This window comes from Croceivirga thetidis (assembly GCF_012272815.1).
GTDB lineage: Bacteria > Bacteroidota > Bacteroidia > Flavobacteriales > Flavobacteriaceae > Croceivirga > Croceivirga thetidis.
Map to the genome: position 1 here is coordinate 43,315 of NZ_JAAWWL010000001.1, position 25,107 is coordinate 68,421.

23 protein-coding genes are annotated in these 25,107 nt (G+C 39.2%); 11 read left to right on the plus strand and 12 right to left on the minus strand.

Annotation, left to right across the window (positions count from 1 at the left end; translation table 11 throughout):
• Positions 1-39: 39 nt before the first annotated feature.
• The 6 genes from nqrF to HCU67_RS00180 are packed head-to-tail and all read right to left on the minus strand — an operon-like array spanning position 40 to position 6,142.
• Positions 40-1,344, minus strand: a complete 1,305-nt coding sequence (nqrF, locus tag HCU67_RS00155) for an NADH:ubiquinone reductase (Na(+)-transporting) subunit F (RefSeq protein WP_168550593.1) — start codon at positions 1,342-1,344, stop codon at positions 40-42.
• Positions 1,341-2,087, minus strand: a complete 747-nt coding sequence (gene nqrE / locus HCU67_RS00160; RefSeq protein WP_168550594.1) for an NADH:ubiquinone reductase (Na(+)-transporting) subunit E — start codon at positions 2,085-2,087, stop codon at positions 1,341-1,343. The genes nqrF and nqrE overlap by 4 nt, the downstream gene beginning before the upstream one ends.
• 11 nt (positions 2,088-2,098) lie before the next feature.
• Positions 2,099-2,746 carry an NADH:ubiquinone reductase (Na(+)-transporting) subunit D gene (locus HCU67_RS00165; RefSeq protein WP_168550595.1) on the minus strand — a complete coding sequence of 216 codons (648 nt, stop codon included), beginning with the start codon at positions 2,744-2,746 and terminating at the stop codon, positions 2,099-2,101.
• A 1-nt stretch (position 2,747) separates the two neighbouring features.
• Positions 2,748-3,500: a Na(+)-translocating NADH-quinone reductase subunit C gene (locus HCU67_RS00170; protein WP_168550596.1), complete on the minus strand. Its 753-nt coding sequence runs from the start codon at positions 3,498-3,500 to the stop codon at positions 2,748-2,750.
• Between the two features lie 2 nt (positions 3,501-3,502).
• The gene (locus HCU67_RS00175) at positions 3,503-4,786 is read right to left on the minus strand and encodes an NADH:ubiquinone reductase (Na(+)-transporting) subunit B (protein ID WP_168550597.1); all 1,284 of its coding nucleotides are present in this window, start codon (positions 4,784-4,786) and stop codon (positions 3,503-3,505) included.
• Between the two features lie 3 nt (positions 4,787-4,789).
• Positions 4,790-6,142, minus strand: coding sequence for a Na(+)-translocating NADH-quinone reductase subunit A (locus HCU67_RS00180; RefSeq protein ID WP_168550598.1), 1,353 nt, complete (start codon positions 6,140-6,142; stop codon positions 4,790-4,792).
• Between the two features lie 152 nt (positions 6,143-6,294).
• Here HCU67_RS00180 and HCU67_RS00185 point away from each other — a divergent pair, with 152 nt between their 5' ends.
• From HCU67_RS00185 to HCU67_RS00225, 9 genes are all read left to right on the plus strand, one after another.
• The gene (locus HCU67_RS00185) at positions 6,295-7,542 is read left to right on the plus strand and encodes a type IX secretion system plug protein (protein WP_168550599.1); all 1,248 of its coding nucleotides are present in this window, start codon (positions 6,295-6,297) and stop codon (positions 7,540-7,542) included.
• 30 nt (positions 7,543-7,572) lie between these two features.
• The gene (locus tag HCU67_RS00190; RefSeq protein ID WP_168550600.1) at positions 7,573-8,775 is read left to right on the plus strand and encodes a DUF3667 domain-containing protein; all 1,203 of its coding nucleotides are present in this window, start codon (positions 7,573-7,575) and stop codon (positions 8,773-8,775) included.
• Positions 8,772-9,158: a Co2+/Mg2+ efflux protein ApaG gene (gene apaG / locus HCU67_RS00195; RefSeq protein WP_168550601.1), complete on the plus strand. Its 387-nt coding sequence runs from the start codon at positions 8,772-8,774 to the stop codon at positions 9,156-9,158. The genes HCU67_RS00190 and apaG overlap by 4 nt, the downstream gene beginning before the upstream one ends.
• An 81-nt stretch (positions 9,159-9,239) precedes the next feature.
• On the plus strand, positions 9,240-10,868 hold the full coding sequence (gene pruA / locus HCU67_RS00200) for an L-glutamate gamma-semialdehyde dehydrogenase (protein WP_168550602.1): 1,629 nt from the start codon (positions 9,240-9,242) through the stop codon (positions 10,866-10,868).
• A 3-nt stretch (positions 10,869-10,871) separates the two neighbouring features.
• Positions 10,872-11,291, plus strand: a complete 420-nt coding sequence (locus HCU67_RS00205; protein ID WP_168550603.1) for an acyl-CoA thioesterase — start codon at positions 10,872-10,874, stop codon at positions 11,289-11,291.
• A 2-nt stretch (positions 11,292-11,293) separates the two neighbouring features.
• Entirely contained in the window at positions 11,294-12,331 is a 1,038-nt protein-coding gene (locus tag HCU67_RS00210; RefSeq protein ID WP_246865672.1) for a succinylglutamate desuccinylase/aspartoacylase family protein, read from the plus strand.
• 71 nt (positions 12,332-12,402) lie between these two features.
• Positions 12,403-14,295, plus strand: coding sequence for a toll/interleukin-1 receptor domain-containing protein (locus HCU67_RS00215; RefSeq protein WP_168550604.1), 1,893 nt, complete (start codon positions 12,403-12,405; stop codon positions 14,293-14,295).
• The gene (locus HCU67_RS00220; protein WP_246865673.1) at positions 14,288-14,863 is read left to right on the plus strand and encodes a DUF4442 domain-containing protein; all 576 of its coding nucleotides are present in this window, start codon (positions 14,288-14,290) and stop codon (positions 14,861-14,863) included. The genes HCU67_RS00215 and HCU67_RS00220 overlap by 8 nt, the downstream gene beginning before the upstream one ends.
• 92 nt (positions 14,864-14,955) lie before the next feature.
• Positions 14,956-15,486, plus strand: a complete 531-nt coding sequence (locus HCU67_RS00225) for a DinB family protein (protein ID WP_168550605.1) — start codon at positions 14,956-14,958, stop codon at positions 15,484-15,486.
• Between the two features lie 305 nt (positions 15,487-15,791).
• Here the strand turns inward: HCU67_RS00225 and rsmG are convergent, their stop codons facing one another.
• Complete coding sequence (gene rsmG, locus HCU67_RS00230) at positions 15,792-16,427, minus strand: 16S rRNA (guanine(527)-N(7))-methyltransferase RsmG (RefSeq protein WP_168550606.1); 636 nt, start codon at positions 16,425-16,427, stop codon at positions 15,792-15,794.
• 94 nt (positions 16,428-16,521) lie between these two features.
• Between rsmG and HCU67_RS00235 the strand changes: the two genes are divergently transcribed.
• Together HCU67_RS00235 and HCU67_RS00240 are read left to right on the plus strand one after the other, a co-directional pair.
• A complete protein-coding gene (locus HCU67_RS00235; RefSeq protein ID WP_168550607.1) occupies positions 16,522-17,622 on the plus strand; it encodes a fatty acid desaturase family protein in 1,101 nt (366 codons plus the stop codon).
• A gap of 13 nt (positions 17,623-17,635) precedes the next feature.
• Entirely contained in the window at positions 17,636-18,826 is a 1,191-nt protein-coding gene (locus tag HCU67_RS00240) for a pyridoxal phosphate-dependent aminotransferase (protein ID WP_168550608.1), read from the plus strand.
• Between the two features lie 32 nt (positions 18,827-18,858).
• On the opposite strand, the gene HCU67_RS00245 is transcribed toward HCU67_RS00240, so the two are convergent.
• The 5 genes from HCU67_RS00245 to trkA all read right to left on the minus strand — a co-directional run bounded on the left by HCU67_RS00245 (position 18,859) and on the right by trkA (position 25,044).
• Positions 18,859-20,022, minus strand: coding sequence for a glycoside hydrolase family 5 protein (locus HCU67_RS00245; RefSeq protein ID WP_168550609.1), 1,164 nt, complete (start codon positions 20,020-20,022; stop codon positions 18,859-18,861).
• A gap of 104 nt (positions 20,023-20,126) precedes the next feature.
• The gene (locus tag HCU67_RS00250; protein ID WP_168550610.1) at positions 20,127-21,191 is read right to left on the minus strand and encodes a proline racemase family protein; all 1,065 of its coding nucleotides are present in this window, start codon (positions 21,189-21,191) and stop codon (positions 20,127-20,129) included.
• On the minus strand, positions 21,172-22,146 hold the full coding sequence (lhpI, locus tag HCU67_RS00255; RefSeq protein ID WP_168550611.1) for a bifunctional Delta(1)-pyrroline-2-carboxylate/Delta(1)-piperideine-2-carboxylate reductase: 975 nt from the start codon (positions 22,144-22,146) through the stop codon (positions 21,172-21,174). Before lhpI ends, HCU67_RS00250 begins: the two co-directional genes overlap by 20 nt.
• A gap of 58 nt (positions 22,147-22,204) precedes the next feature.
• Positions 22,205-23,695 carry a TrkH family potassium uptake protein gene (locus HCU67_RS00260; RefSeq protein WP_168550612.1) on the minus strand — a complete coding sequence of 497 codons (1,491 nt, stop codon included), beginning with the start codon at positions 23,693-23,695 and terminating at the stop codon, positions 22,205-22,207.
• Positions 23,695-25,044 carry a Trk system potassium transporter TrkA gene (gene trkA, locus HCU67_RS00265; protein ID WP_168550613.1) on the minus strand — a complete coding sequence of 450 codons (1,350 nt, stop codon included), beginning with the start codon at positions 25,042-25,044 and terminating at the stop codon, positions 23,695-23,697. Before trkA ends, HCU67_RS00260 begins: the two co-directional genes overlap by 1 nt.
• Positions 25,045-25,107: the final 63 nt, after the last annotated feature.

Consider the following 25,107-nt stretch of genomic DNA (forward strand, 5'->3'; position numbering starts at 1 on the left):
TAAATTAAATATTCTATGATTAAACTTTTGCTGGATTTTCTATCCTCCAAAATCATCGAATCTAATATGCTCATCAGGAATACCGAAGTCCTCTCCCATCTTTTGAACTGCTTTGTTCATTAATGGTGGGCCACAGAAATACAATTCGATATCTTCCGGAGAATCGTGATGGTTCAAATAATTATCAATAACACAATTGTGGATGAACCCAACAAAACCATCACCAGGAGCATTAATGTCTTCTTTTACTTTCCAATTATCCTCTTCTAAAGGCTCAGATAATGCCATATAAAATTTGAAATTGGGGAAATCTTTTTCCAACTGTTTAAAGTGATCAATGTAGAACAGCTCTCTTTTTGAGCGCCCCCCGTACCAGTAAGTTACCTTTCTATTGGTCTTTAATGTTTTGAACAAATGGTATAAATGTGAACGCATTGGTGCCATTCCGGCCCCACCGCCTACATAAAGCATTTCAGATTCCGATTCATTGATAAAGAATTCACCAAACGGACCTGAAATAGTTACCGGATCACCTTCTTTTAAAGCAAAAATATAGGAAGACGCAACACCTGGATTTACATCCATCCATCCATTTTTAGAACGATCCCATGGCGGCGTAGCGATACGTACGTTCAGCATGATCTCTCTACCTTCTGCGGGGTAAGAGGCCATTGAATATGCCCGCTCAACAGTTTCAGGGTTTTTCATTACCAAAGGCCAAAGACCGAACTTGTCCCATTCTGTCTGAAACTTATCAGGGGTTTCATGCTCCTCTGGGTGGGCCGTGATATCGATATCAGAATATTTGATTTCACAAGGTGGTATCTCAATCTGAATATATCCGCCTGCTTTGTAATTCATCTCTTCTGGAATCTCAACAACAAACTCTTTGATGAATGAAGCAACATTATAGTTACGAACAACTTTCGCATCCCATTTTTTGATACCAAATACCTCCTCAGGAATGGTAATCTCCATGTCTTGCTTCACCTTAACCTGGCATGCAAGACGTGCACCATGTTGTAACTCTTTTCTTGAGAAATGCGGTGTTTCTGTTGGTAGCGCTTCACCTCCACCAGATAGCACGTGACACTCACATTGAATGCAGGTTCCACCACCACCACAAGCCGATGGTAAAAATACCTTTTGGTTACCAAGCGTAGACAAAAGTGTTCCTCCAGAGGCAACCTCAATCTTCTTTTCACCGTTTATGGTCAAAGTCACGGGACCAGAAGGGCTCAGCTTTTCTTTGGTAAACAACAATAAGGCTACCAAAAGTAATAGTAGAACCAGAAATGAAACTACCGTTATTAAAATCGTACCGCCAGTTGTAGCTAATATCATTTTTCTTCTTTTATAGCATCGTTAAACGAAATGGCATCGCCATCTTCTTCAATTTCTTTTTTTACTTTTTTCTCTTCGAGATTTTCGGCCGTCGTAGTCTCTTCAGTTGCAGGAGGATCGTTATCCCCAGTCAACATTCCACCAAAACTCTGAAAACCTATGCCCATCAAACCAGTGATGATGAAGGTAATTCCTAGTCCACGTAATGGGGCCGGAACATTTGAATATCTAATCTTTTCTCGGATTGCAGCAATCGCGAGAATGGCCAAGAACCATCCAATACCTGAACTGATTCCGTAATTCAAAGCCAAACCTAAAGTTGGTATTTCCCTAGCCTGCATGAAGAGGGAACCACCCAAAATCGCACAGTTCACAGCAATCAAAGGCAAGAATATACCTAAAGAGTTATACAATGAAGGAGAAAACTTCTCTACGATAATTTCCACAAGCTGTACCATTGTTGCAATGGTGGCGATGAACAATATAAAGGAAAGGAAACCTAAATTATAGTCTGCATATTCTGGTCCTAACCATGCCAATGCACCATCGCGAAGTAAATATTGATCTAACAACCAGTTTAGTGGCACCGTCACCCCTAAAACAAAGATTACAGCTGCACCTAAGCCTACTGCAGTACTCACCTTCTTTGATACCGCTAGGTAGGAACACATTCCCAAGAACACGGCGAAAACCATGTTGTCGATGAAAATTGATTTAAAAAATAATTCTAAATGCTCTAACATGTTTTTCTTTTTTAAGCTTCTTCAATTAATGCGCGGTTTCTTGAGCGCTGCACCCAGATAATGATTCCTACAACAATTAAAGCTGCAGGCGGAATAATCATAAATCCGTTGTTCTCATATCCAGTGGCATACAATCCTGTCTTTGCAATTGGATCGCCCAATACTGGAACGCCCCATAGGGTTCCGGAACCTAATAGCTCACGAAAGAATCCGACAATGACCAAGATTACACCATAACCCAATGCATTACCAATTCCATCCAAAAATGACTTCCAAGGTCCATTACCTAAAGCAAAAGCTTCAAAACGACCCATTATAATACAGTTGGTAATAATTAGTCCCACGAAGACCGAAAGCGTTTTACTTAATTCGTAAGCAAAAGCTTTTAATACCTGGTCAACAATAATTACCAAAGTTGCAACCACAATAAGCTGTACAATAATTCGAATTTTTGATGGGATGATGTTACGCATCAATGAGATGACAACGTTACCAACTCCTAATACAAAAATTACAGCAATAGACATTACCACAGAGGCTTGTAATTCGGCAGTGATGGCCAATGCAGAACAGATACCCAAAACCTGAATGGTTATGGGGTTATTATCGGCAAGCGGATCAAGAATTAGATTCGCATCTTTTTTTGATAGTAATGCCATATTAATTGGTTCTAATTTTTTCTAAATAAGGTTTGTAAAGATTCAAGCTTTCTTTAATCATTGCAGTAACGCCGTTTCCGGTTATCGTTGCGCCAGCCAAAGCGTCCACTTCATTATCGTCTTTATCAGAATTAAGTGGATCATTATTTCCTTTGACCACACCAATCCCTTTGTAATTATTTCCATCCAAAACGGATTCCCCTGTAAAGTCATCCATGAAATAACGCAGTTTGATATTGGCACCAAGACCAGGGGTTTCGCCCTTATGGTCAAAATACACACCTTGGACTACCATATTTTCGTCAAGGGAAACAAATCCCCAGATGGCATCCCAAAGGCCTTTACCATACATTGGCAATATGTAAAAGGTTTCCCCATCTTTTTCACCTATAAACAAGGGTAGGCCAACGTCCTGACCAGACTTTAAAGACGCAAGTTGCTTTTTGACATCTACCAAATAAGCTTCATTATCTTCTGTTGTATTACCACTTGAATCAACCAGTAGTTGCTTGGTAATGTACTTAGAGAACTCACCTTCAACTTCTGTTTTTGGCACAAAAGCAACATCACCCTCTCCCTCATTATCATTGACACCCATTGCATAAAGGATGTTCTGTTGTTTTTCAAATCGTTGGTTCTCGTCAATCTTTGGTTTTAGTCCTGAAGCCATAGAAGCCAAAATGGTTCCTACGACCCCTACCATAACAACGGCAAAGATTACGGTATATATATTCTTTTCAGTATTTACTGCCATAATTAAACGGTTTCAACTTTAAGTTCTTCTGCTTGACTATCACTTGGTTTTGGAAGAATCGTAGCATTTTTCATACGCTTCAGTCTTCTTTTAACATTGCCGCGGACCACATAGTGATCAATGGTCGGTGCAAATACATTCATTAAAAGAATGGCCAAAAAGACACCTTCTGGATAACCAGGATTGAACACTCGAATCATAACGGATAGCAATCCTATCAAAAAGCCATAAATCCATTTTCCTTTATTGGTTTGTGAGCCGGTCACCGGATCCGTTGCCATATAGACAATACCAAATGCCAACCCACCAACAATTAAATGTTGCCAGAATTCAAATTTCATCAAGGCGTAGAATTTACTGTAGTCTTGAATCCACTCCATTTCAACTACTCCATTGAAAATCAGACCCATTGCTAAAGCACCTAGAACAGCACTCAACATGATTCTCCAACTTGCGATTTTGGTAAATATTAAAAATAGACCTCCAAGCAATATTAATAAGGTGGAAGTTTCCCCGACCGAACCGGGAATAAATCCAAAGAACATTTCAGCTAAGTCGTATTTCTCATACATACTCTCCGTATTGCCAGCAGCCAAATAACCTAACACCGTCTCACCAGAAATGGCATCCATATTTGCCCCAGCTGTAATCATATCAGCTCGTTCACGTGCACCATGAACCCAAACTTTGTCCCCGCTCATCCATGTCGGATATGCAAAGAATAAGAAAGCTCGTATACTAAGTGCTGGATTTAAAATATTCATGCCAGTTCCACCGAATACCTCTTTAACTATGACCACCCCAAAAACTACGGCGACAGCCAACATCCATAAAGGCGTATCAACTGGTATAATCAATGGTACCAACATACCTGTTACCAAATAGCCCTCTTCAACCTCGTGCCCTTTGATAACAGCGAAAATGAATTCAACCAATAGACCTACTCCGTATGAAACAATAACCAATGGCAATATGGTAATCGCCCCTAGCCAGAAGTTATCCCAAGTTAAAAAGTGCTCGAACAGCGAAAAGTTCTCAGGAAAACCATTGATGGCAGAATAATGTTGATATCCGGCATTGAACATGCCAAATAACAAACAAGGAACCATGGCCAAAATGACCGTATTCATGGTCCTTTTAAGGTCGTCGGCCCCTTTTACGTGGGTACCGCCTTTAGTCGTAAAATTTGGAGTATATAAAAAGGTATGAAAGGCATTAAAGGCCGGTGCCATTTTTTTGCCTTCATACTTCATTTTTAACTCATGCATTTTTTGTTTCAATCCCATAGCTTATCCAATTTCTTGATGCAATAAATCCAATCCTTCTCTGATTATTTGCTGGTGTGGTTGTTTTGAAATACAAATGAACTCCGTTAAAGCAAAATCTTCAGGAGCCACTTCATACAAACCTAATTGCTCCATTTCATCCAAGTCCTTTACCATACAAGCCTTCAACAACTGTAACGGATAAATATCGAGCGGAAAAACATCCTCATACCTTCCGGTGACCACAAAAGCCCGGTGTTCTCCATTGGTATTTGTATCTAAGTCATACTTCTTCTTCGGATTCAACCATGAGAAGGTCAATGCCCGTGTAGAAGAAATTTTATTAAAAATAGGCTTGTTCCATCCAAAGAATTCGTAATCATCTCCTTCTGGAATGGCGGTCACGGTGGTGTTATAAAAACCAAGGTGTCCATCTGGCTTTGCAGCACTGCCCGTTAACACATCACCATTAATCAATCTGAAATTATTGTCATTAACTCCACTCGCATAGAGAAATGTAGAAATTTCAGCTCCGATTTTAGTGGTGTAGTACTTTGGAGCCTTTATTGACGAACCGGCCAATGCCACTGTGCGTTCTGCATTAAATTTACCAGTTAGCAAGAACTCACCCATGATTACCAAATCTTGTGGATTGATGGTCCATGCCACCTCTCCCTTATTGATAGGGTCTATCTTGTTTATTTGGGTTCCAACCAATCCTGCCGGATGTGGACCCGACACTTTATGCTTGGTAACACCCTGAATCGAAGTGAATACGGATGTTTCAGCATTCGCAACGCAAACATGAATCTTACCAGGAGTAAGAATCTTTAGGGCATCAATGGCTGCTTGGACTTCTTTTTCCCTACCCCTTAACTGATAATCAACATCAGCTGCAAGTGGAGATGTCGAAAACCCCGAAATAAAAATTGCCTTAGGGGTTGCGTCTGGATTTGCGATAATGTCATAAGGTCGCTGCTTAATGAATGGCCAGCAACCGGAAGCAAGCAAATGTTCAGTCAACCCTTCTGCATTGGCTTTTGTCAAATCCAACGTCTTTGACTCATTATACTGCTGTTCTTTGTCAGCCAAAATTTTCACGGTCAGGATTCGGCGTCGTGCCCCGCGAACAATTTCAACCAATTCACCACTAACAGGTGAGACAAAAAGCATTTTTTCGTTGTTCTTGTTAAAGAAAATCGGTTCGCCAGCTTTTACCTCTGTACCCTCCTTGAAAAACATCTTAGGAGTTATACCATGAAAATCATCAAGATTAATGGCATAAATATTACTTGATACAGCTTTGGTGGTAGTCTGTTCTGCAGCCCCGACAAGGTTAATGTTCAAACCTTTTTTAATTCGGATGTCTTTTGACATATTTCTGTAGACCTTAGATTAGTAAAAATCGATGCAAATTTACCACATAGAAGGCAATTTTTTGCATTATTTGACTAGAAAAATGGGGTTTTATCGAACTAAGTTTGAACGGCATGCTTTTTGTTTACCTTTGACCGAAATTTTGCGTAAATATGCCCCATTGCGTTAAACAATTTTATGTACTCTTCTTCATTGTGCAGTTCACGCTTGGCCAAGAACAAGTTGAAGTTAATCCGCCTGAAAACATAAAAACCATCATATTTAGAGGTGAGACCGAAGATCAGTTTCCTATTGTTCAGCTCGGAGAACCCATTTTTTTGACTTTTGATGACTTAACAGCAAACGAACAAGACTATTATTACAAAATTGTACACTGTGATTATGATTGGGCTCCCAGTCAGTTACTAAAATCGCAATACCTAGATGGGATGGATAATCAACGTATCATTGATTACGAAAATAGCTATACCACCTTACAACCCTACTCCAACTATCGATTGACCATTCCTAATAATGAAGTAAGCCTTAAAGTAGACGGAAACTACGTTCTTGAGGTTTACAATATGTTCGGTGATTTACAATTCACAAGACGGTTTGTTGTCTACAGAGATTTAGTTAGTGTCGGCGGAGTTGTCAAACGTTCACGAGATTTTGGGTTTTTGAACGAAAGACAAAGTGTTCAATTCACCATTAACACGGCCGGATTCCCCGTTGTGAATCCGAGGACTGAAGTCAAAGTAGCGCTTATTCAAAATTACTATTGGCCCAAAGCAAAGTTCAACATAAAACCACAGTTTACGAGAGGACAGGAATTGGTATATCGTTATGATAAGGAGACCAGTTTTATGGGAGGAAATGAATTTCTGAATTTCGACACCAAAGATTTACGGGCACCTAGCTTTGCCATTTCCAAGATTGAATTCAAAGAACTGTACCATCATTATTTGTTTACAAACGACTATCGATTTGATAGGCCGTATACTTATTTTCCTGACATAAATGGAGACTTTGCTGTAAGAACCTTACAGGGCACTGATGTAGACCGAGAGGCAGAATACACCAAAGTCCATTTCAGTCTACCCTATTCTTCCGACATAGGTCTTGATGACGTTTATGTAATCGGAAAGTTCAACAACTACGATTTGAATGAGGAAAATAAAATGGTCTACAACGATGAAACTGCAAATTTCGAGTTGGAATATCCATTCAAACAAGGTTTTTATAACTATAAATACGTGGTGAAACGTGAAGATGGCACCTTGGATTCCAATTTGGTTAGTGGAGACTTTCATTTTACCGAAAACAATTACCTCATCTTGGTCTATTACCGGGATTTTGGTGATTTGTATGATGGCATAATAGGTATTGGAACTGCTAATTCTAGAACTATTACTAATTAATTATTTTTATTCCCAGAACCGATAAAGTAAATGGGAAAAAAGAAAGCCCTTATCACCAAAGGGCGCTTTGAACTTAAATATCGAGGGGAAGCGTGTCGTAATTGTGGGCAACCTTTAGATATTACCGACAAATACTGCCCTAATTGCGGTCAAGTTAACAGTACCAAGAAACTGGCCTTACGCGATTTTGTTGATGAGTTCCTATCCAGTTTAATCAACTACGACTCGAAGCTACTGAAGACCTTATACACGATGATGTTAAAGCCAGGCACCATCACTAGAGATTATATTAATGGTAAACGAATTAGCTATACCAACCCATTTCGTTTTTTGTTTAGTTTAGCGTTTATCTATCTTTTATTGTTTTCGTTGGGTAGTAATTGGGCAGAGACTGCCGATAGTTGGAATCTAGACAAAAAGGTTAACAACGAAGAGAACTTCAATTTCAGTTTTAATGAGGATGGCTTTGAAGTGGATACCTTGGGTAATCGTAAAAAAATAAAAGACCTAATCCCAATAGATTCCATACAAAACGGAAGTCCCGAGGTAGCCGAAGGACTTTCCCAATTGGGTTCGCTAGATTCAATAATAGCATTAGGAGTCAAGGAAAAACAACGAAAAGATTCTTTATTGAAGGCTAACCCCAGACAATACATAGCCGAACTGAAAAAAGAAGATAACCTAGGTTTTGGCCCTCAATTCGAATTTTTTTGGACAATGCTTCGTAGGGATTCCATTTCTACTTATAAAGAAGCTCAAGAAAAATTTGGTGTTGAAGAAAGTTTCAGCGGTGAAATGGCCTTTAATTCTTCAAAGAGTTTTATGAAGGCAATTGCCCAACCTGGTGACTGGCTCAACGATACAATTGCAAAACTTCCATTTGTCATTTTTCTGTTTCTACCGGTGTTCACCGTTTTCATTTTTGTGGCATACATCCGCAAAAATTACACCTATACCGATCATTTGATCTTTAGTTTCCACAACCAATCTTTATTATTTATCTTGCTCATAATTAGCTGGATTGTTGACAAAATATTTGGTCTTGCAACCGCTGGTTTAGCCCTTGTTCTCTTTGCAACTTACCTTTTTCAGGCGATGCGTAGATTTTACGGGCAGAATGTTTTTAAAACGATTATAAAATATTTGTTCCTTAACACAGTGTTTACAATTTTGGCCGTCGTTGCCTTATTGTTGCTGTCTATAGGGAGTATTTTTTTACCATTTGAATTATGATGACCCAAGTTACCAAAGGAATTAAAGTATCTGTTCAAACCACTTTTGAAGGTACCTTCTTCAAAAATTACAAAATGCACTATGCCTTTGGTTACACTATCACAATTGAAAACCAAACTAATGATGTTGTTCAATTGACTTCGAGACATTGGGACATTTTAGATTCTTTAAAAGAAACCGAGACTATTGATGGAGAAGGCGTGATTGGAAAGAAACCGGTCATTCAACCAGGAAAATCGCATACCTATAGTTCTGGTTGCCTTTTGGCCTCACCAATTGGTGCCATGACAGGTTACTATAATATGGTAAACTTAGCTTCTACCGAAGAATTTGAAGTAGAAGTACCGACCTTTAAACTAGCGGCCCCTTTCGTACTTAATTAGTAGTTACCCTTACTAAATTTTACATTTTTTACCCTAGGCATTCCGTACCTTTGCGAGAATTCAAAATAAAATATTCTCACAATGGGTAAAGGTTTTTTTCAAGTTCCAACAGCTATTAACGAACCTGTAAAAAGTTATGCTCCAGGTAGTGCTGAGCGCAAAGAAGTACTAAAACAATACAAGGAATACTATAATTCTAAAATTGAAGTACCTCTATACATTGGGTCTGAAGAAATCAGATCAGGACAAACTAGAACAATGTCACCACCTCATGATCATCAACATGTAGTGGGTCATTATCATACCGCTGAGAAAACACATATAGAGGCCGCAATTGCAAACTGTTTGGAGTCACGCTCAAAATGGGTTGATTTGACTTGGGAACAAAGAGCTGCGATTTTTTTGAAAGCTGCAGAATTGATTGCAGGTCCCTATCGTGCAAAAATTAACGCTGCTACAATGATGGCGCAATCCAAAACAGTTCATCAAGCAGAAATTGACGCTGCCTGTGAATTCATAGATTTCCTACGTTTTAATGTAGAATTTATGAGTCAGATTTACGAAGAACAACCTGATTCTGCAGAAGGAATATGGAATCGAGTTGAATACCGTCCCTTAGAAGGTTTTGTTTATGCCATCACCCCTTTTAATTTTACCGCTATCGCGGGAAATCTTCCGGCAAGCGCAGCCATGATGGGTAATGTAACTATTTGGAAACCAAGTGATAGTCAAGTTTACTCTGCGAAAGTAATTATGGATGTTTTTAAAGAAGCAGGTTTACCAGATGGCGTAATTAATATGGTAATGGGTGATCCCGTCATGATAACCGAAACAATCTTAGATAGCCCCGATTTCTCTGGTGTCCACTTTACGGGTTCCACTCACGTATTCAAAGGATTATGGAAGCAAATCGGTACTAACATACACAAGTACAAAACCTACCCTCGAATAGTTGGAGAAACAGGTGGTAAAGATTTTATAGTAGCGCATCCCAGTGCTAAACCTCAACAAGTGGCTACAGCAATAACCCGTGGGGCTTTTGAATTTCAAGGCCAAAAATGTAGTGCTGCATCGAGGGTATACCTACCAAAATCTTCCGCAAATGAAATATTGGACTTGGTCAAAAAGGATGTAGAAAGTTTTAACAAACCTGGATCACCTGAAGACCTTTCAAATTTTATAACTGCCGTTATACATGAAGGTTCCTTTGACAAATTGGCCAAATATATTGACCAAGCCCAAGAAGACAAAACCGCGGAAATTATTACGGGCGGAGGCTACGACAAATCAGTTGGTTACTTTATAGAACCTACGGTCATCGTTACCACAGACCCAAAATACACCACAATGGAAACCGAATTATTCGGCCCGGTTGTTACGGTTTATGTTTATGAGGACAAAGATTGGAACAAGACTTTACAACTGGTTGATGAAACTTCTGAATATGCATTGACTGGAGCGGTATTGGCAACTGACCGGTATGCAATTGATGAGGCAACAAAGGCCTTACAGAACAGTGCTGGAAACTTCTACATTAACGACAAACCTACCGGAGCCGTAGTAGGACAACAGCCTTTCGGTGGGGCAAGAGCTTCAGGAACCAACGACAAAGCCGGTTCTGCCCAGAATTTATTGCGCTGGGTTTCTCCAAGATTGATAAAAGAAACCTTTGTCAGCCCTGAAGATTATCGTTATCCATTTTTAGGATAGCCAATGAAGATTTCATTGGAGTCATACAAGATTAAGGAGCGGTATCCTGTTCACTGGGGTGACATGGATGCCGCTAACCATGTCAACAATTTGATTTACTTACGTTGGGCGGAATCCGCACGAATAGGATTTATGAGGGCAACGGAGATTTCCACATCCTTTTCAACGGGCGATGTCGGTCCAATTTTAGGTTGGCAAGAATGCAAATACATTTTTCCTATCACGTTTCCAGATACTATAATTGTTGGCGTTCGATGCTTTGAAATATTAGAGGATAGATTCAAATTAGAGTGTGGAATTTTTTCTGAAAAACACAATCGCCTTGCGGCCATCTCAAAACAAGATATCATACCTTATGATTATGGTGCTTTGAAAAAAGTGGCACTTCCACAAAAATGGCGGGAAAAACTCGAAAAACTATAACAATGACCAGGTTTTTGATGCTCATTTGCCTTTTAGGATTTCTCCGAACACAGGGTCAATCCAATTTTGAAACTAGTTTTTCAGACAATCCTAGACCATCAAGACAGGACATCAGAATTCCAATTCTTGATAGTTTAGGAAACGAAGGTGTTTTACCGATTTCCATTCTAAAGGGGAAAACCAAAGGTCCTATTTTTACTATAGTTGCAGGTGTGCATGGTTTTGAGTACCCCCCTATCATGGGCGTTCAAGAATTACTACAAGAATTAGATCCAGCTAAATTAAGCGGAGACCTCATAATCATTCCTCTAGCAAGTGTTGGGTCTTTTTACGGCCGGGAACCCTTTAGAAATCCACAGGATAATGTCAATCTCAATAATGCTTTCCCTGGAATTCAAAATGGAACGATTACACAAAAGACCGCATACTTCATTACTGAAAATATTATTCCTGTTACAGATATTTTTTTAGACATACATGGTGGCGATGCACCAGAAGATTTACTCCCGTTTATCTGCTATTACGACAACAAAAAAAAGCCTGAACAAACCCAATTGGCCAAAAAACTCTCAGAGACAAGTGGTTTTGAATATGTGGTCTCCTACCCCTATTCCTTATCGGATGATGACCCCGCAAAATACATGTTCAAACAAGCGGTACAGGATGGTAAGACTGGGGTAAGTATTGAAGCAGGTAAATTGGGCAACGTTCAAAAAGAAGCCGTCGAAATGGTCAAAAATGGGGTATACAATATGCTTAGGGAGCTTAACATGTATGATCACCCCACAAGGCAAGTTGAAAACATTATTAGGCGAAATCACCAAGTTTACGTTCGTTCAACCAAGCAAGGCATTTTCTACAGTTCGGTTAAGGCCGGTGATAAAGTAGAAGAAGGGCAACTAGTTGGTTACACCACTGATGAATTTGGCAATGTACTTGAAGAATATAAAGCCTCCATTTCTGGTATTATTTTATACAAACTTGCGACCCCACCAATAAATATTGGTGATACGGTAATGTGTATCAGTGCATATTTGTAGTCTTTCAATTCAATTCCGAAATTCATTTTGGTACCTTTAATAGGTTCCCCACAACCTAAAACCAACCAAAAATGAAATACAAAGGCTTTATTTCCTATAAGCATGGTGATGATGATGCACTAGCAAAAAACTTAGAAAAAGCTTTAGAAAAGTTTGCCAAACCTACTTTTAAGAGACGGGCCATTGAAATCTTTAGAGACGGTAACGATTTGTCAGCGGCTGCAGATTTAGGTGAAAAAATTAGAGGGGGTCTTGACAACTCCGAGTACTTTATTTGTTTGGCAAATCCCAAATATGCCAACTCAAAATGGTGTGTTCGCGAAGCCGAATTTTGGCGCGAAAATAAATCAGTTGACAACTTTTTAATTCTACTAACTGATGGAGAAATTCTCTGGGATGAAAATACCAATGACTTCGATTGGGACAAAACCACTGCATTGCCCAAGGAGTTATCCGGATTTTTTAAAGGAGAACCTTTTTTCATTGATTTTAGGGATGCTGGTCAGCCCCAAGAACAGAACCTTGACAATCCTGGCTTTAAAAATCGATTGGTGCTTTTGGCTGCTACGCTACACGGCAAAAGTATTGGTGATATGGTGGGTGAAGCAGCTAAACAGCACAAACGCACATTACGAATTAGAAATGCAGCTCTTGCGGTGTTGAGTACGCTGCTATTGATTTCTATTTTCGCGACAATTAATGCCATAAAACAACGAAATACTGCTCTTCTGAACAATTACCTGGCAAGTTCAAAAGCTCAATTGAGCGAAGATCCCACGAAGGCGTTACGACTCGCAGAGCACGCCTATTTATATGCTAAGGAAAAAAACCTGCCTTCGCTAGAGGCTGCGGAACAGTTGATAAAGGTTTTTTATAGTGGCAATGGATTCTATCAAGAAGGTTTGAATTTGTCCGTCGATTTTAACAAGTCTGAAGTTGATTTTAAAAAGCAGCAGAATCCTTACTATTATGCCATACGCAATTATGCAGATTCCATCTATCAAAAAGCGGGGCAAAATAAGGGATACGCAAGTTACACGGGAGCCATTTTTCCTGGTAACAATAGCATACCACCACTTTATTTGATTACAAGTAGAACGGGGCCACAATCAGAATTTCCTCAACTTCATTTTTTCGAGGAAGATTACGAAGGCTATCTAAGTGTAAATAAAGTTGATATTGTATTGGAAGAGTTCTTGGATTATGTAGCCTATATTTCTGATGTTTCCATCGCGGAAAACGGAAAATATTCGTTGCTAGGCGCAGCAAATTCCAAAGCTGTTCTCATAGATAATACCCTTTACCAAAGAGAATCCAAAATAAATATTTTTAAAGATAGGGCCATCTTTAATACCAGGAACAATGATCCAATAGAACAAGTAGCCTTTTCCGAAGACCAAAAGTACTTGGCCACTTTAAGCTTATCTACAAAGACCGAGAATGAGCGAGTCATTGTTTTGGGTAATGCAATATATTACTACCAAGTAGAGCCATTCCCTTATATTGAATTCAATACCAATGAAAAAGACGGAATGTATTATTCATTGGGTGAAAATATGGAGATACAACTACCAGAAGATGCCGAAGAATCCTCATTTGTTTTTCTGGGAGCACATGAGCTATATGATAAGGATGAATTCATTACCTCCTTTCCAAAGGCGCAACATTCGGGTTTAGATTATATTGATAATGAGGCTAATGGTTACAAGGCTAATTTTTTGGGCGTATTTAATGCGAGTGGAGACCTGCTTATAAAACTGAACCTTTTTTGGATTGACAACAGTGGGGTTAGCTACTCTTTTTCAGAAGACGGTGAATTTTTCAGGGTCGCTTATTTTGACGGTACAGAACGGGTATTCGCATTGAATCCTGAATTTATCATTGACAGACTAAACGACACTGAAACAATGGGCCACGTAGCCAAACTAAGCTCCGAAGACAAAGAGCGCTTTCTTATTGAATAGAACCGTATTTCCAACGTATTTTTACACCATGTCTCTTTATCAAAAATTCACAGAGCTCGGTAAAAAATTTATTGGCTACAGCACTTTGTTCAAATATGGGTTCAACCTTTCCCCAATGTATCGTAGGAGCACAGGAAGGGTCCAAACCGTGACAAAAGATCTTTCCAGAATTACGATTAAGATTCCCTTGAGTTGGAGAAATCGAAACTACGTAGGTACCATTTTTGGTGGTAGTATGTTTGCCTCAGTCGACCCAATCCCCATGGTACAATTGATCAATCTATTAGGCGATGATTATGTTGTTTGGGATAAAAGTGCCCAAATAAAATTCAAACGTCCGGCCAATGAACATCTTTATGCTGAATTCACCTACACCCAAAACGAATTAAACGACATAAGAGAAAGGGTTGCCAATGAAAATGAGGTTGAAATCGTAAAATCTACTTCTTTAACGAACAAAGATGGTTCAAAGGAATTCTGTGTTATTGACAAAACCTTGTATATAGCTGATAAACTCTATTATAAACAGAAGCAACTAGCACGAAAACAAGAAAAATCTAAAATTTAACACTACCAAATTTGTAAGGTTTGCCCTATTTATTTCACTACCTTTAGATTCCCCTGATAATCAGGGAACAAATCAATAAAAAACACTTAAAAATGAAAAAATTAGTAGTAGCGGCACTTTGTTTGGTGTCATTTACTGGGTTCGCCCAAGAAGAAATGGTCGTTCAAAATTCAGTTAAAGGAATGGTCACTTTTGTGCAAGGACAAATAATACAATTGGCAGAAGCATTTGATGAGGGCCAATACGATTGGAGACCTGCTGAAGGTGTACGTTCTGTTCGTGAAGCAATACTTCATGTCGCGGCAGCAAATTACTTTTTAGCCTCTAAAATGGGTTATGCGCCACCAGCAGATGTTGATTGGATGGGAATGGAAAAAAATATCACAGGTAAAGACAATGTGATTGCAGCCCTCAAAGCTTCCAACGAATTTATTTTGGACAAAATCGGTCAAGAGGAAGCTGCCAAATTTGGCGAAGAGGTTGATTTTGGTTTTATGAAAATGAATCGTTTAAGCGGAGTATTGGTCGTATTGGACCATAATGCAGAACATAAAGGACAGTTGATTGCCTATGCGCGTTCAAACGAAGTAGTTCCGCCCTGGAGCCAACCACAACCTGAATAAAATAAAAGCCCCTTAAAGGGGCTTTTTTTATGTCTTGCTAAAAAACAATCGCTACAAATCAGAAGATTTTTCTTCCAACAAATAATTTATATGTAAATTTAACGTTAATTAATTGTTTAGTAATTGTTTCAAAACATTTTGGAATATGACAATCTTAGGGAATTTATTCATTCGGCTCGGGAATACGATTGAAAAGTTATGGTACAGTCTAAAGTGCTATTCCTATAAATGTAGAAGGGTATACAAAAGTGTCCATGGGACGTAACTATTAGAACCAGGCGTAGAATATGGAGGTAGAAAACCCGCTAACTTCTAAACTTCTGAGGTAGGTAAACAACCTTTTTCGTTTCAAAAAACTCCTCTTCGAAATAGGTACTGAGATTGAACAATTCAATATTCTGGTAAGGTGCCAACTCATCAGTCAAATCACCACCCTTTAGATATAGAATACCATTTCTTCTTTCATGGGCAGATTCCTTCTTGATTTTCCCTTTTGTCCAATGCACAAAAGTGGGCATTGCGGCAACGGCCCTACTCACTATAAAGTCGAACTGGCCTGATAGGTCCTCAACCCTTGAATGATGCGCCGTTACGTTTTCCAAACCTAGACCATCCACAACCTCATTGACAACTTTTATCTTTTTTCCTATGGCATCTACCAAGGTAAAATTCGTAGTTGGAAATAAAATAGCTAAGGGAATTCCCGGGAATCCCCCTCCAGTGCCTACATCCAAAATTTCCGCACCTTCATTAAATTGTTGAATTTTTGCTATCCCTAAAGAATGAAGAACATGTCTTAAATAAAGCTCATCAATGTCTTTTCTTGAGACTACATTTATTTTTTTGTTCCAATCTTGATAAAGGAACCCAAGTTTCTCGAATTGTGATAGTTGCAGCTTTAATAATGAAGGAAAATACTTAAGCAGTAAATCTACACCCATGTAAACATGTTAATTTGTGCAAAATTAATACTTTTAAAACCCTAGCAGCCGTTATTTTTACAGCCCTAGAATGCTGAATGACAAAAACTAAATTATGCAGTTAGAAACCGTTCGTTTTTCAAGAAAAGATTCCGCGCAATTTTTTAGAACACTTAATAAACGGGTTAATACCTATTTCAAGGAAAAGAATATCAAGAAAACAGGCAATTGGAAATTGCACTTCAAAACCATTGTGATGTTCAGTTTGTTCCTTGCACCATATTTCTTGGTGCTTTCATTAAACCTACCAACGTGGGCTCAAATACTAATGACCATTGTCATGGGCGTTGGTATGGCGGGAGTTGGTATGAACGTAATGCATGATGCGAACCACGGCTCTTATTCAGATAAAAAATGGGTCAACAAATTGATGGGAAGCAGCATGTATCTTCTTGCGGGTAATGTTTATAACTGGCAAGTTCAGCATAATGTTTTGCATCATACTTACACGAATATTCAAGATCATGACGAAGATTTAGACGCTGGCCGTGTACTCCGTTTCTCAAAACATGCCCAATGGAAAAGGCATCATAAATTTCAACATTGGTATTCAATTTTCTTGTACGGACTATTAACTTTCAATTGGTCAATTACCACGGATTTTAAACAAATGTACCGGTATACCAAACGGAAACTTTCGTTTGGAAAATTTCCTAAGCCTGCATTGAACTGGACCATTTTGGGGGTAACAAAGGCCTTATACTTTACTGTTTGGATTGTTCTGCCAATCGTGATTGTCGACATTCCTTGGTGGCATGTCTTAATAGGCTTTTTTATTATGCATTACGTAGCTGGGTTGATTTTAAGTGTAGTATTTCAATTGGCGCATATCGGTGAAGATGCACAGACCCCACTACCAGACGAGACTGGAAACATGAAGAATACCTGGGCAATTCACCAACTATTTACCACGATAAATTTCGGAACAACGAACAGACTTGTAAACTGGTTTACAGGAGGATTAAACCACCAAGTAGAACATCATATCTTTCCGCATATCAGTCATATTCACTACACAAAAATTGCGAAAATTGTGAAAGAGACCGCGAAGGAATTCAATTTACCTTACAACGAATATAAAACTACCAGAAAAGCCATAATTTCGCACTTCAAACATTTGAAGGAGCTCGGTAAAGAGCCTGTTTTACAATACTAGCGAAGTAACGATTATGAGCAACCAACTTTCTGACCGCATTAATAGTTTAGTGCCTTCAGCCACTTTGGCTATGGCTGCCAAAGCGAGGGAATTAAGGGCCGAAGGAAAAGATATAATTGGCCTAAGCCTTGGTGAACCTGATTTCAACACTCCAGATTACATTAAGGAAGCTGCAAAGCAGGCCATTGATGAAAACTACAACTCTTATACCCCTGTTGACGGTTACGGCGAACTTAAGGATGCCATAATCACTAAGTTCAAAAGGGATAACAATTTAACGTACGAACCTTCGCAAATTGTGGTCTCTACTGGAGCTAAACAAGCACTTTACAACGTGGCACAAGCTTGTTTGAACGCCGGTGATGAAGTAATTCTACCTTGCCCCTATTGGGTAAGCTATGCCGATATTGTGAAATTAACCGGAGGGATTCCTGTTGAGGTTCCAACAACTATTGAGAGTGACTTCAAAATGACACCCGAACAGTTGGAAGCAACAATTACGCCTAAGACCAAAATGCTTTGGTACAGTTCTCCTTGTAACCCCAGTGGTTCGATTTATAGCAGCGATGAACTACGGGCCCTAGCAGACGTGCTTCAAAAGCACCCGCAAATAATTGTGGTCAGTGATGAGATATACGAGCATATCAATTACGGTGTAACCGCACATGCTTCCATGGCCAATTTTGAAGACATGTATGACCGAACCGTAACTGTAAATGGGGTGGCAAAAGCATTCGCAATGACCGGTTGGAGAATCGGGTATATTGGTGCCCCCAGTTATATTGCAAGAGCCTGCAACAAGCTTCAAGGACAGGTCACCAGCGGTGCCAATTGTATTGCACAACGAGCTGTCATTACAGCTTTGAATGAATCACCTGATAGAGTGCAATACATGGTTGACGAATTCAAGAATCGAAGAAAACTAATTCTTGATTTATTGAATGATATTGACGGTTTTGAATGTAACGAACCAGAAGGGGCGTTTTATGTTTTTCCAAATATTTCTGCATTCTTTGGTAGGGAATTGAATGGTGTAAAAATCAACAACGCATCAGATTTGGCTATGTACCTTTTACAACATGCCAATGTTGCTACTGTCACTGGTGACGCATTTGGTAATAGCAATGGTATTCGAATTTCTTACGCGGCCTCTGAAGACCAAATTCGCGAAGCCATTTCAAGAATAAAAAAGGCAGTCTCGTAATATTCTACTTTCTAGTTTTTCCGATTACCAGTTTAATTTGATGCATTGATAATAGCATTTACAATATCTGGAAATTGCCAAGAAGTAGTATTCCGATTTTGCAACATAAAATTACCTCCGTCATCCCAAACCACGGGCACAAAACCCCTACTTAAACTAGCTTCTGCATAGAATTGGGCATACTCAACACGTTCGGAAAGGTTACCCTTGTTTCGGGTTCCCCATTCTCCTAAAATTACTTCTCGACCTTCTTCCACTTGCCATTTTTGTCGAATTCTATCCATTTCGGTGTTTAATGCTGCTCTTTCGTCAGCACTACCCCAAGTAGTTGGACCGTTCTCATCGCCAGCAAAAGACCAAGGGAAATAAGTATGCAAAGAGATGATAATATTTGGGTCGTTATTGGGAATGACTAAATCATTCATAGGACCATCCAAAGTGCTTGCTGCATAGGTTGATACCATTAAAAAACGTGATGTGTTGTTTCCACCAGTTGCTCTAACGGCGTCAACTCCTACCTGATGATACTCATTCAAAATGCTTCTACTCTCCGCATCACCACCTGTCCATTCCAATGATGTTCCCTTTAATCTGGGCTCGTTGAGAATATCAAAAATCAATTGTTCATTATAATCTTTAAAGTGGGTGGCTACTTGTTGCCAAAGACTTGAAAGCCTAGACTTAACATATTCCTTTTCACTCGAAACCAACTGAACCCAGTCATCATCATGATGCACATTGATAATTACAAATAAGTCATTTTCAATACCATAATCAACAACCTTTTGCACACGATTTATATAATCTTGTTCAATGGTAAATGGCTCGGTAATGGATTGATGATATCCCCATGTGACAGGAATTCGCAATGTCTTGAAACCCGCAGATGCCACAAGGTCAATCATGGCTTTAGTTGGTAGCGGATTGCCCCAAAAGGTTTTATCTCGATTCTCGACATCAAAACTATTGCCCAAGTTCCAACCTACTCCCATTTGAGCGACCAGTGCACTAGCCGTTGATGAAGTATCAAAATCGACTGTGTCATCTCCTGAAGTTCCATCATCATCAGTATCGATCATTCCATCTGATTGGGTATCTGGTACTGTATCACTTCCCGCATCACTTGAGCTGCAGGCTATCCAAAAAAATAAAACAAAGAGGATTGAGGTTATTGGGGCAACAAATTTTTTATTCATAACTGGGGCTTTTTCTAAAATTAGGAATTTAATGTAAGGGAGTAAAATAAAGGTTTAATTGAAAATCAGTTTAGAACTTAAAGATTTGGCCAACCTTGAAAGTCTCAACGCAGGATAAAACCACTTTTCATTGGATCTTCAGGATCAATTAAAAAGGTATGTTGTCCAGTAATATGAGCGGTACCCTCGACCTCCGGAATTACAGCATTGTACTTACCATATTTTTGTTCGGCAACTACACTTCCTTTAAAAACAGAACCCGTAATACTTTCAATATTGACAGATTTACCCTGTTCAATTTCTCTTCTTTCCCAATGAATTGCCATTCTCCCTGATACTCCTGAGCCTGTAGGGCAACGGTCTACTTCACCATCAGCAAAAATACAGACGTTTTTACTGTGTATATGATTCTTTTTCGATGGACCAATAAAAATTGTGCCGTACAAAAAGCTTAAATCATTTTCAAAGGGATGTTCAATTTCAGAATTAATGGACATTACTGCATGCTTAATGTCCATGCCGATTTGAATTAGTTTTTGATATGAAGCAGGCTCAAGGTCAATATTTAACTTGTTCTTGTTCAAATCTACATATGCATAAAACGCTCCACCATAGGCCAAATCATAAATAACTTCCCCTACTCCTGGAACGATCACTTTTTTATCAAGGCCAACGACAAAACTTGGAACACAATGAAATCGTACACCTTTGACCTTACTATCATCCACATTTACAAAGGATATAATTCTCCCACAGGGCGCATCAATCCTTAAGATGTTTTCACCTTCAACTACGGTAATCCAGTTCATTTCAATTGCTAAGGTGGAAATGGCAATAATGGCGTGACCGCACATAGTGCTATAGCCTTCATTATGTAAAAAAAGAATACCGAAATCAGCCTCATTATCATTTGGTGGTACTAGTAAACATCCATACATATCGGCATGACCCCTAGGTTCGAACATGAGGGCTGTTCGCAAATAATCAAAATTCTCTTTGCAATATTGTCGGTATTCCAACACCGAATTTCCAATCAATTCAGGAAAACCATCAATGATTACCCTAAGGGGTTCGCCCCCTGTGTGCATATCAATGGTCTTTAGCCGTAACCAATCCTTATGAATTTTGAGTTCTTTGGTGGCTAATATTTTATCGTAGGTTGTTTGCATGGATAAATTTTTCGTAAAAATGGGCAGCACCGGCTAAATCTTCTAAGGCATGTCCTACCGATTTGAAAAGCGTAATTTGCTTGGAATTGGTTCTGCCTTTTTTCTTACCCGAGCATAGTTCGAATAAGTCCGCACCTATACTTTCTTCTTTTAAAACTCCACTTTGAAGCGGAATTGCAATATCTCCGCTCTCCTTTAGCCCACCTTCATAGCTATCTAAAAACACTGTCGCCTTCTTAATTGTATTATCATCAGCTTCACGCATATTGGGCTTATAGGACCCCACCAAATCAATATGCTGACCTTCGGTCAAATTTGCTCCCAAAACCAAGGGTGTTTCGGAAAGCGTGGCACATGAAACTATGGAGACCTCAGAAATTACTTCATCAATATCAGATACTGCCTTGATTTCGAAGGATTCAGCCTTAAATTGGTCAACTACTTTTCTAGCCTTACTCAGTTCTCTCCCCCATACGTAGACCTTTTTTATTGGGCGTACTGAGGTATGGGCCTTGATTAAATTAGGAGAAAGTGCACCAGTACCAATCATCAACAAGGAGTCGGATTCCGATTTAGATAAGTATTTCGATGCCAAAGCTGAAGTTGCTGCCGTTCTTTTGGCCGTTAAACTTTTTGCTTCCAGTATGGCCTTTAGCTGACCAGTAGTTGCATCCATATACAAATAACTGCCTTGAATTGATGGCAATTTATATTTCGAATTATTTGGGTTAATTGTAACTACTTTAACTCCCGAATCTACTTTAGGGTTAAATGCAGGCATCAGTAACATCGTTGTTTCAGATTCAACCTCTGAATTCGAAAAATTATGATGGTGTCGTTGCGGAACAATAGTTTTATTGGAAGAAAATGCCACTTGTAGAACCGAAACCAACTCCTCAAAAAAGCAATTGGAATCAATAAAACCCTCGTCGATATAAATAGGATGCTTTTGCATTATTGCTGACCAGGTTGTTTTTAAATACAACTTGAAATCCAGATAAATATACCAAGTCTTAGGTACGCTTCCAGAAAACTGGGGTCAATAAAATTAAAACCGTAAAGAGTTCCAATCTCCCTAAAAGCATCAAAAAGCCACACCACCACTTGCCGAAAGGGGGTAAAATACTAAAGTTCACCACTGGGTTTAAATCTCCTAAGGCCGGTCCTACATTTCCTAATGAGGAAGCTGCACCACCAATTGCAGATTCAAAATCCAGACCTAAATATGCCAAAACCAACGCCCCAATTATAAATAGGAGCATGTAGAGCACAAAAAATCCAATGACATTGTAAACAATGTGTTCACTGACCGATTTATTATTCAATCGCACCGGGATAATTGCATTCGAATGAAGGGTGCGTTTGAATTCAAGAATTCCATTTTTGATAATCAATAAATGGCGAACTACTTTAATGCCACCACTTGTAGAACCTGCAGAACCTCCGAGAAACATTAAACCGAAAAAGAAGACTGTCAAAAAAGGTGTCCAATTGGTAAAATCAGCCGTTACAAAACCAGTCGTAGTGACCACTGCCAATACTTGAAATAAGCCATGTCTTATAGCACTTTCAGCGGCACCCCATACCATTGGATGATAGTCCGAAATTTGAACATCGGCTTCAAAATAAACAAGAACCGCTGCTATAATGGTGAAGGAAAGAATGAAGAAAAAATACGTTCGAAACTCTTCATCCTTCAATACTTTTTGAACCTTTCCGGTGAAGGCCAAATAACTCATCACAAAATTGGTTCCAGCCAAAAACATGAACAACATTATGATGTATTGAATCCATGGGTTATCATTCCAAAAAGCAACGCTTTGGTTCTTTGTTGAAAAGCCTCCAGTAGAAAGTGTTGAAAGCGCATGGTTAATAGCATCAAAAAAAGACATTCCCGCCAATTTCAATAACAAGGTTTCCAAAAGCGTATACCCAACATAAATTAGCCAAAGTCGTTTTGCGGTATCGGTTATCCTCGGGTGTAACTTATCACTGCTGATACCCGGAGCTTCGGCAGTAAATAATTGCATGCCTCCGATACCCAGTAACGGCAGTATCGCAATGGCCAACACAATGATACCCATACCCCCAATCCAATGGGTTAAACTCCGCCAAAATAGAATACCTTCAGGCAAAGCTTCGATATCAGAGAGTATGGATGCACCAGTAGTTGTGTATCCTGAAATAGTCTCAAAAAAGGCGTTGGTTAAATTTGGAATGGAACCTGTAAATATATAGGGTAGAACTCCTGAAATGGACATCACCAACCAACCGGCGGTCACTATGATATAGCCCTCTTTGGGTTTTACCTCTTTTTTATGACCCCGAGTGTAGAACATGGCCATGGTACCTACTAACATGGTAACGATTGCGGCCATAAATATTTCTGGTGTCGCACCATCAGAATATACAACACTTACTAATGCAGCAAGGATCATAAAGGAGCCATTGCAAAGTAGCAGTAGACCCATGATGTGTGCAATAATTCTGAGATTAAGGCCCATTACAGGAACATTTTTTCAATTCGTGGAATTGCTTTTGGCAGCGTACAAACTACCACCTTATCGCCTTCCCTTATAATGAAATCACCTAAGGCGATGATTCCTTTACCATCCCTAATAACACCACCAATGATGGCATCCCTTGGAAAATCAAGTTCCCTAATCAATTCACCATTTACCAATGAGGTGGATTTCACCTCGAATTCAAGAATTTCAGCATTAAGGTTATTTAGTCGGGTCAAAGCCAACACCTCACCCCTACGCACATGCCTAAAGATATTATTAGCGGCAAGTAGTTTTTTATTGATTAACGTATCTATGCCAATGGATTGGGAAAGCTGAAAATAATCCATGTTTTCTACCAGTGCTATTGTCTTTTTGATGCTCTTTGATTTGGCCACCAAACAAGACATGATGTTGGTTTCAGAATTACCAGTAACCGCAATAAAGGCATCCATCGAATCGAGGCTTTCTTCTTCTAGCAATTCCACATTGCGACCATCACCATTGATTACAAGTGCCCCAGGTATCTCGTCAGCAATATCAAATGCCTTTTGCTTGTCTTTTTCAATCAAGCGAACGTTGAACTTTTTCGCACATAAATCACGGGTAGTCTTATAACCTACTTTGCTACCACCAAGAACCATAACATTCTTGATTTCCTTTTTCTTCATCCCAGTAAGGTTGTACAATTCATCAACTCCCTCTGCAGAAGTAATGAAATATACTTGATCTCCTTCCTTAAAAATGGTATCACCTCGTGGTATTAAGGTATACTGGGTACCCTTTCTACGAAGGGCAATTGGCATAAAATGAAGTTCAGGAAAAATATTTGCTGCCTCTTTAACCATTTTTCCAACGAATGGTGCATTTTTTGGCAAAAACATTCCTGCCATGGTCAAAAGGCCACCCTCAAATTCATAAGAATCACTAAAAGCAGATTGATTTAAAAGCAGTTGAATTTCTGATGCGGCCAACTCTTCGGGTGATATCAGTTCATCAATGCCCAGTTCATCAAAACGTAAAACCTCTTTATTATCAATAAATTCAGTATTTGAAATCCTGGCAATAGTACGTTTACAACCAAGTTGCTTGGCCAAAAAGCATAAGGTAATATTTGTCGTTTCAGAGGCTGTTACTCCAATTACCAAATCAGCATCTTCAACTTTAGCCTCACCTAAAACCGCAACTGATGTTGCGTCGCCACGAAGAACCTTAATATCGAGATGAGCACTTGCGTAACTCAGGCTTTCTTTATGGGTGTCTACCAAGGTAATTTCTTGTGCCTCGTAAGACAATAGCTTTGCCAAATGAAATCCAACTTCACCTGCCCCAGCAATTACTATTTTCATTTTTTAAGCTATAGTTTTGAATTCGACCCTGACATAAGTTGAAGATAATCCGTCAGTATTTTT

Excerpts from the sequence above, each read along its gene's own strand:
- nqrF (WP_168550593.1), bottom strand. The coding sequence starts at position 1,344 with ATGATATTAGCTACAACTGGCGGTACGATTTTAATAACGGTAGTTTCA.
- nqrE (WP_168550594.1), bottom strand. The coding sequence starts at position 2,087 with ATGTTAGAGCATTTAGAATTATTTTTTAAATCAATTTTCATCGACAAC.
- HCU67_RS00165 (WP_168550595.1), bottom strand. The coding sequence starts at position 2,746 with ATGGCATTACTATCAAAAAAAGATGCGAATCTAATTCTTGATCCGCTT.
- HCU67_RS00170 (WP_168550596.1), bottom strand. The coding sequence starts at position 3,500 with ATGGCAGTAAATACTGAAAAGAATATATATACCGTAATCTTTGCCGTT.
- HCU67_RS00175 (WP_168550597.1), bottom strand. The coding sequence starts at position 4,786 with ATGGGATTGAAACAAAAAATGCATGAGTTAAAAATGAAGTATGAAGGC.
- HCU67_RS00180 (WP_168550598.1), bottom strand. The coding sequence starts at position 6,142 with ATGTCAAAAGACATCCGAATTAAAAAAGGTTTGAACATTAACCTTGTC.
- HCU67_RS00185 (WP_168550599.1), top strand. The coding sequence starts at position 6,295 with ATGCCCCATTGCGTTAAACAATTTTATGTACTCTTCTTCATTGTGCAG.
- HCU67_RS00190 (WP_168550600.1), top strand. The coding sequence starts at position 7,573 with ATGGGAAAAAAGAAAGCCCTTATCACCAAAGGGCGCTTTGAACTTAAA.
- apaG (WP_168550601.1), top strand. The coding sequence starts at position 8,772 with ATGATGACCCAAGTTACCAAAGGAATTAAAGTATCTGTTCAAACCACT.
- pruA (WP_168550602.1), top strand. The coding sequence starts at position 9,240 with ATGGGTAAAGGTTTTTTTCAAGTTCCAACAGCTATTAACGAACCTGTA.
- HCU67_RS00205 (WP_168550603.1), top strand. The coding sequence starts at position 10,872 with ATGAAGATTTCATTGGAGTCATACAAGATTAAGGAGCGGTATCCTGTT.
- HCU67_RS00210 (WP_246865672.1), top strand. The coding sequence starts at position 11,294 with ATGACCAGGTTTTTGATGCTCATTTGCCTTTTAGGATTTCTCCGAACA.
- HCU67_RS00215 (WP_168550604.1), top strand. The coding sequence starts at position 12,403 with ATGAAATACAAAGGCTTTATTTCCTATAAGCATGGTGATGATGATGCA.
- HCU67_RS00225 (WP_168550605.1), top strand. The coding sequence starts at position 14,956 with ATGAAAAAATTAGTAGTAGCGGCACTTTGTTTGGTGTCATTTACTGGG.
- rsmG (WP_168550606.1), bottom strand. The coding sequence starts at position 16,427 with ATGGGTGTAGATTTACTGCTTAAGTATTTTCCTTCATTATTAAAGCTG.
- HCU67_RS00235 (WP_168550607.1), top strand. The coding sequence starts at position 16,522 with ATGCAGTTAGAAACCGTTCGTTTTTCAAGAAAAGATTCCGCGCAATTT.
- HCU67_RS00240 (WP_168550608.1), top strand. The coding sequence starts at position 17,636 with ATGAGCAACCAACTTTCTGACCGCATTAATAGTTTAGTGCCTTCAGCC.
- HCU67_RS00245 (WP_168550609.1), bottom strand. The coding sequence starts at position 20,022 with ATGAATAAAAAATTTGTTGCCCCAATAACCTCAATCCTCTTTGTTTTA.
- HCU67_RS00250 (WP_168550610.1), bottom strand. The coding sequence starts at position 21,191 with ATGCAAACAACCTACGATAAAATATTAGCCACCAAAGAACTCAAAATT.
- lhpI (WP_168550611.1), bottom strand. The coding sequence starts at position 22,146 with ATGCAAAAGCATCCTATTTATATCGACGAGGGTTTTATTGATTCCAAT.
- HCU67_RS00260 (WP_168550612.1), bottom strand. The coding sequence starts at position 23,695 with ATGGGCCTTAATCTCAGAATTATTGCACACATCATGGGTCTACTGCTA.
- trkA (WP_168550613.1), bottom strand. The coding sequence starts at position 25,044 with ATGAAAATAGTAATTGCTGGGGCAGGTGAAGTTGGATTTCATTTGGCA.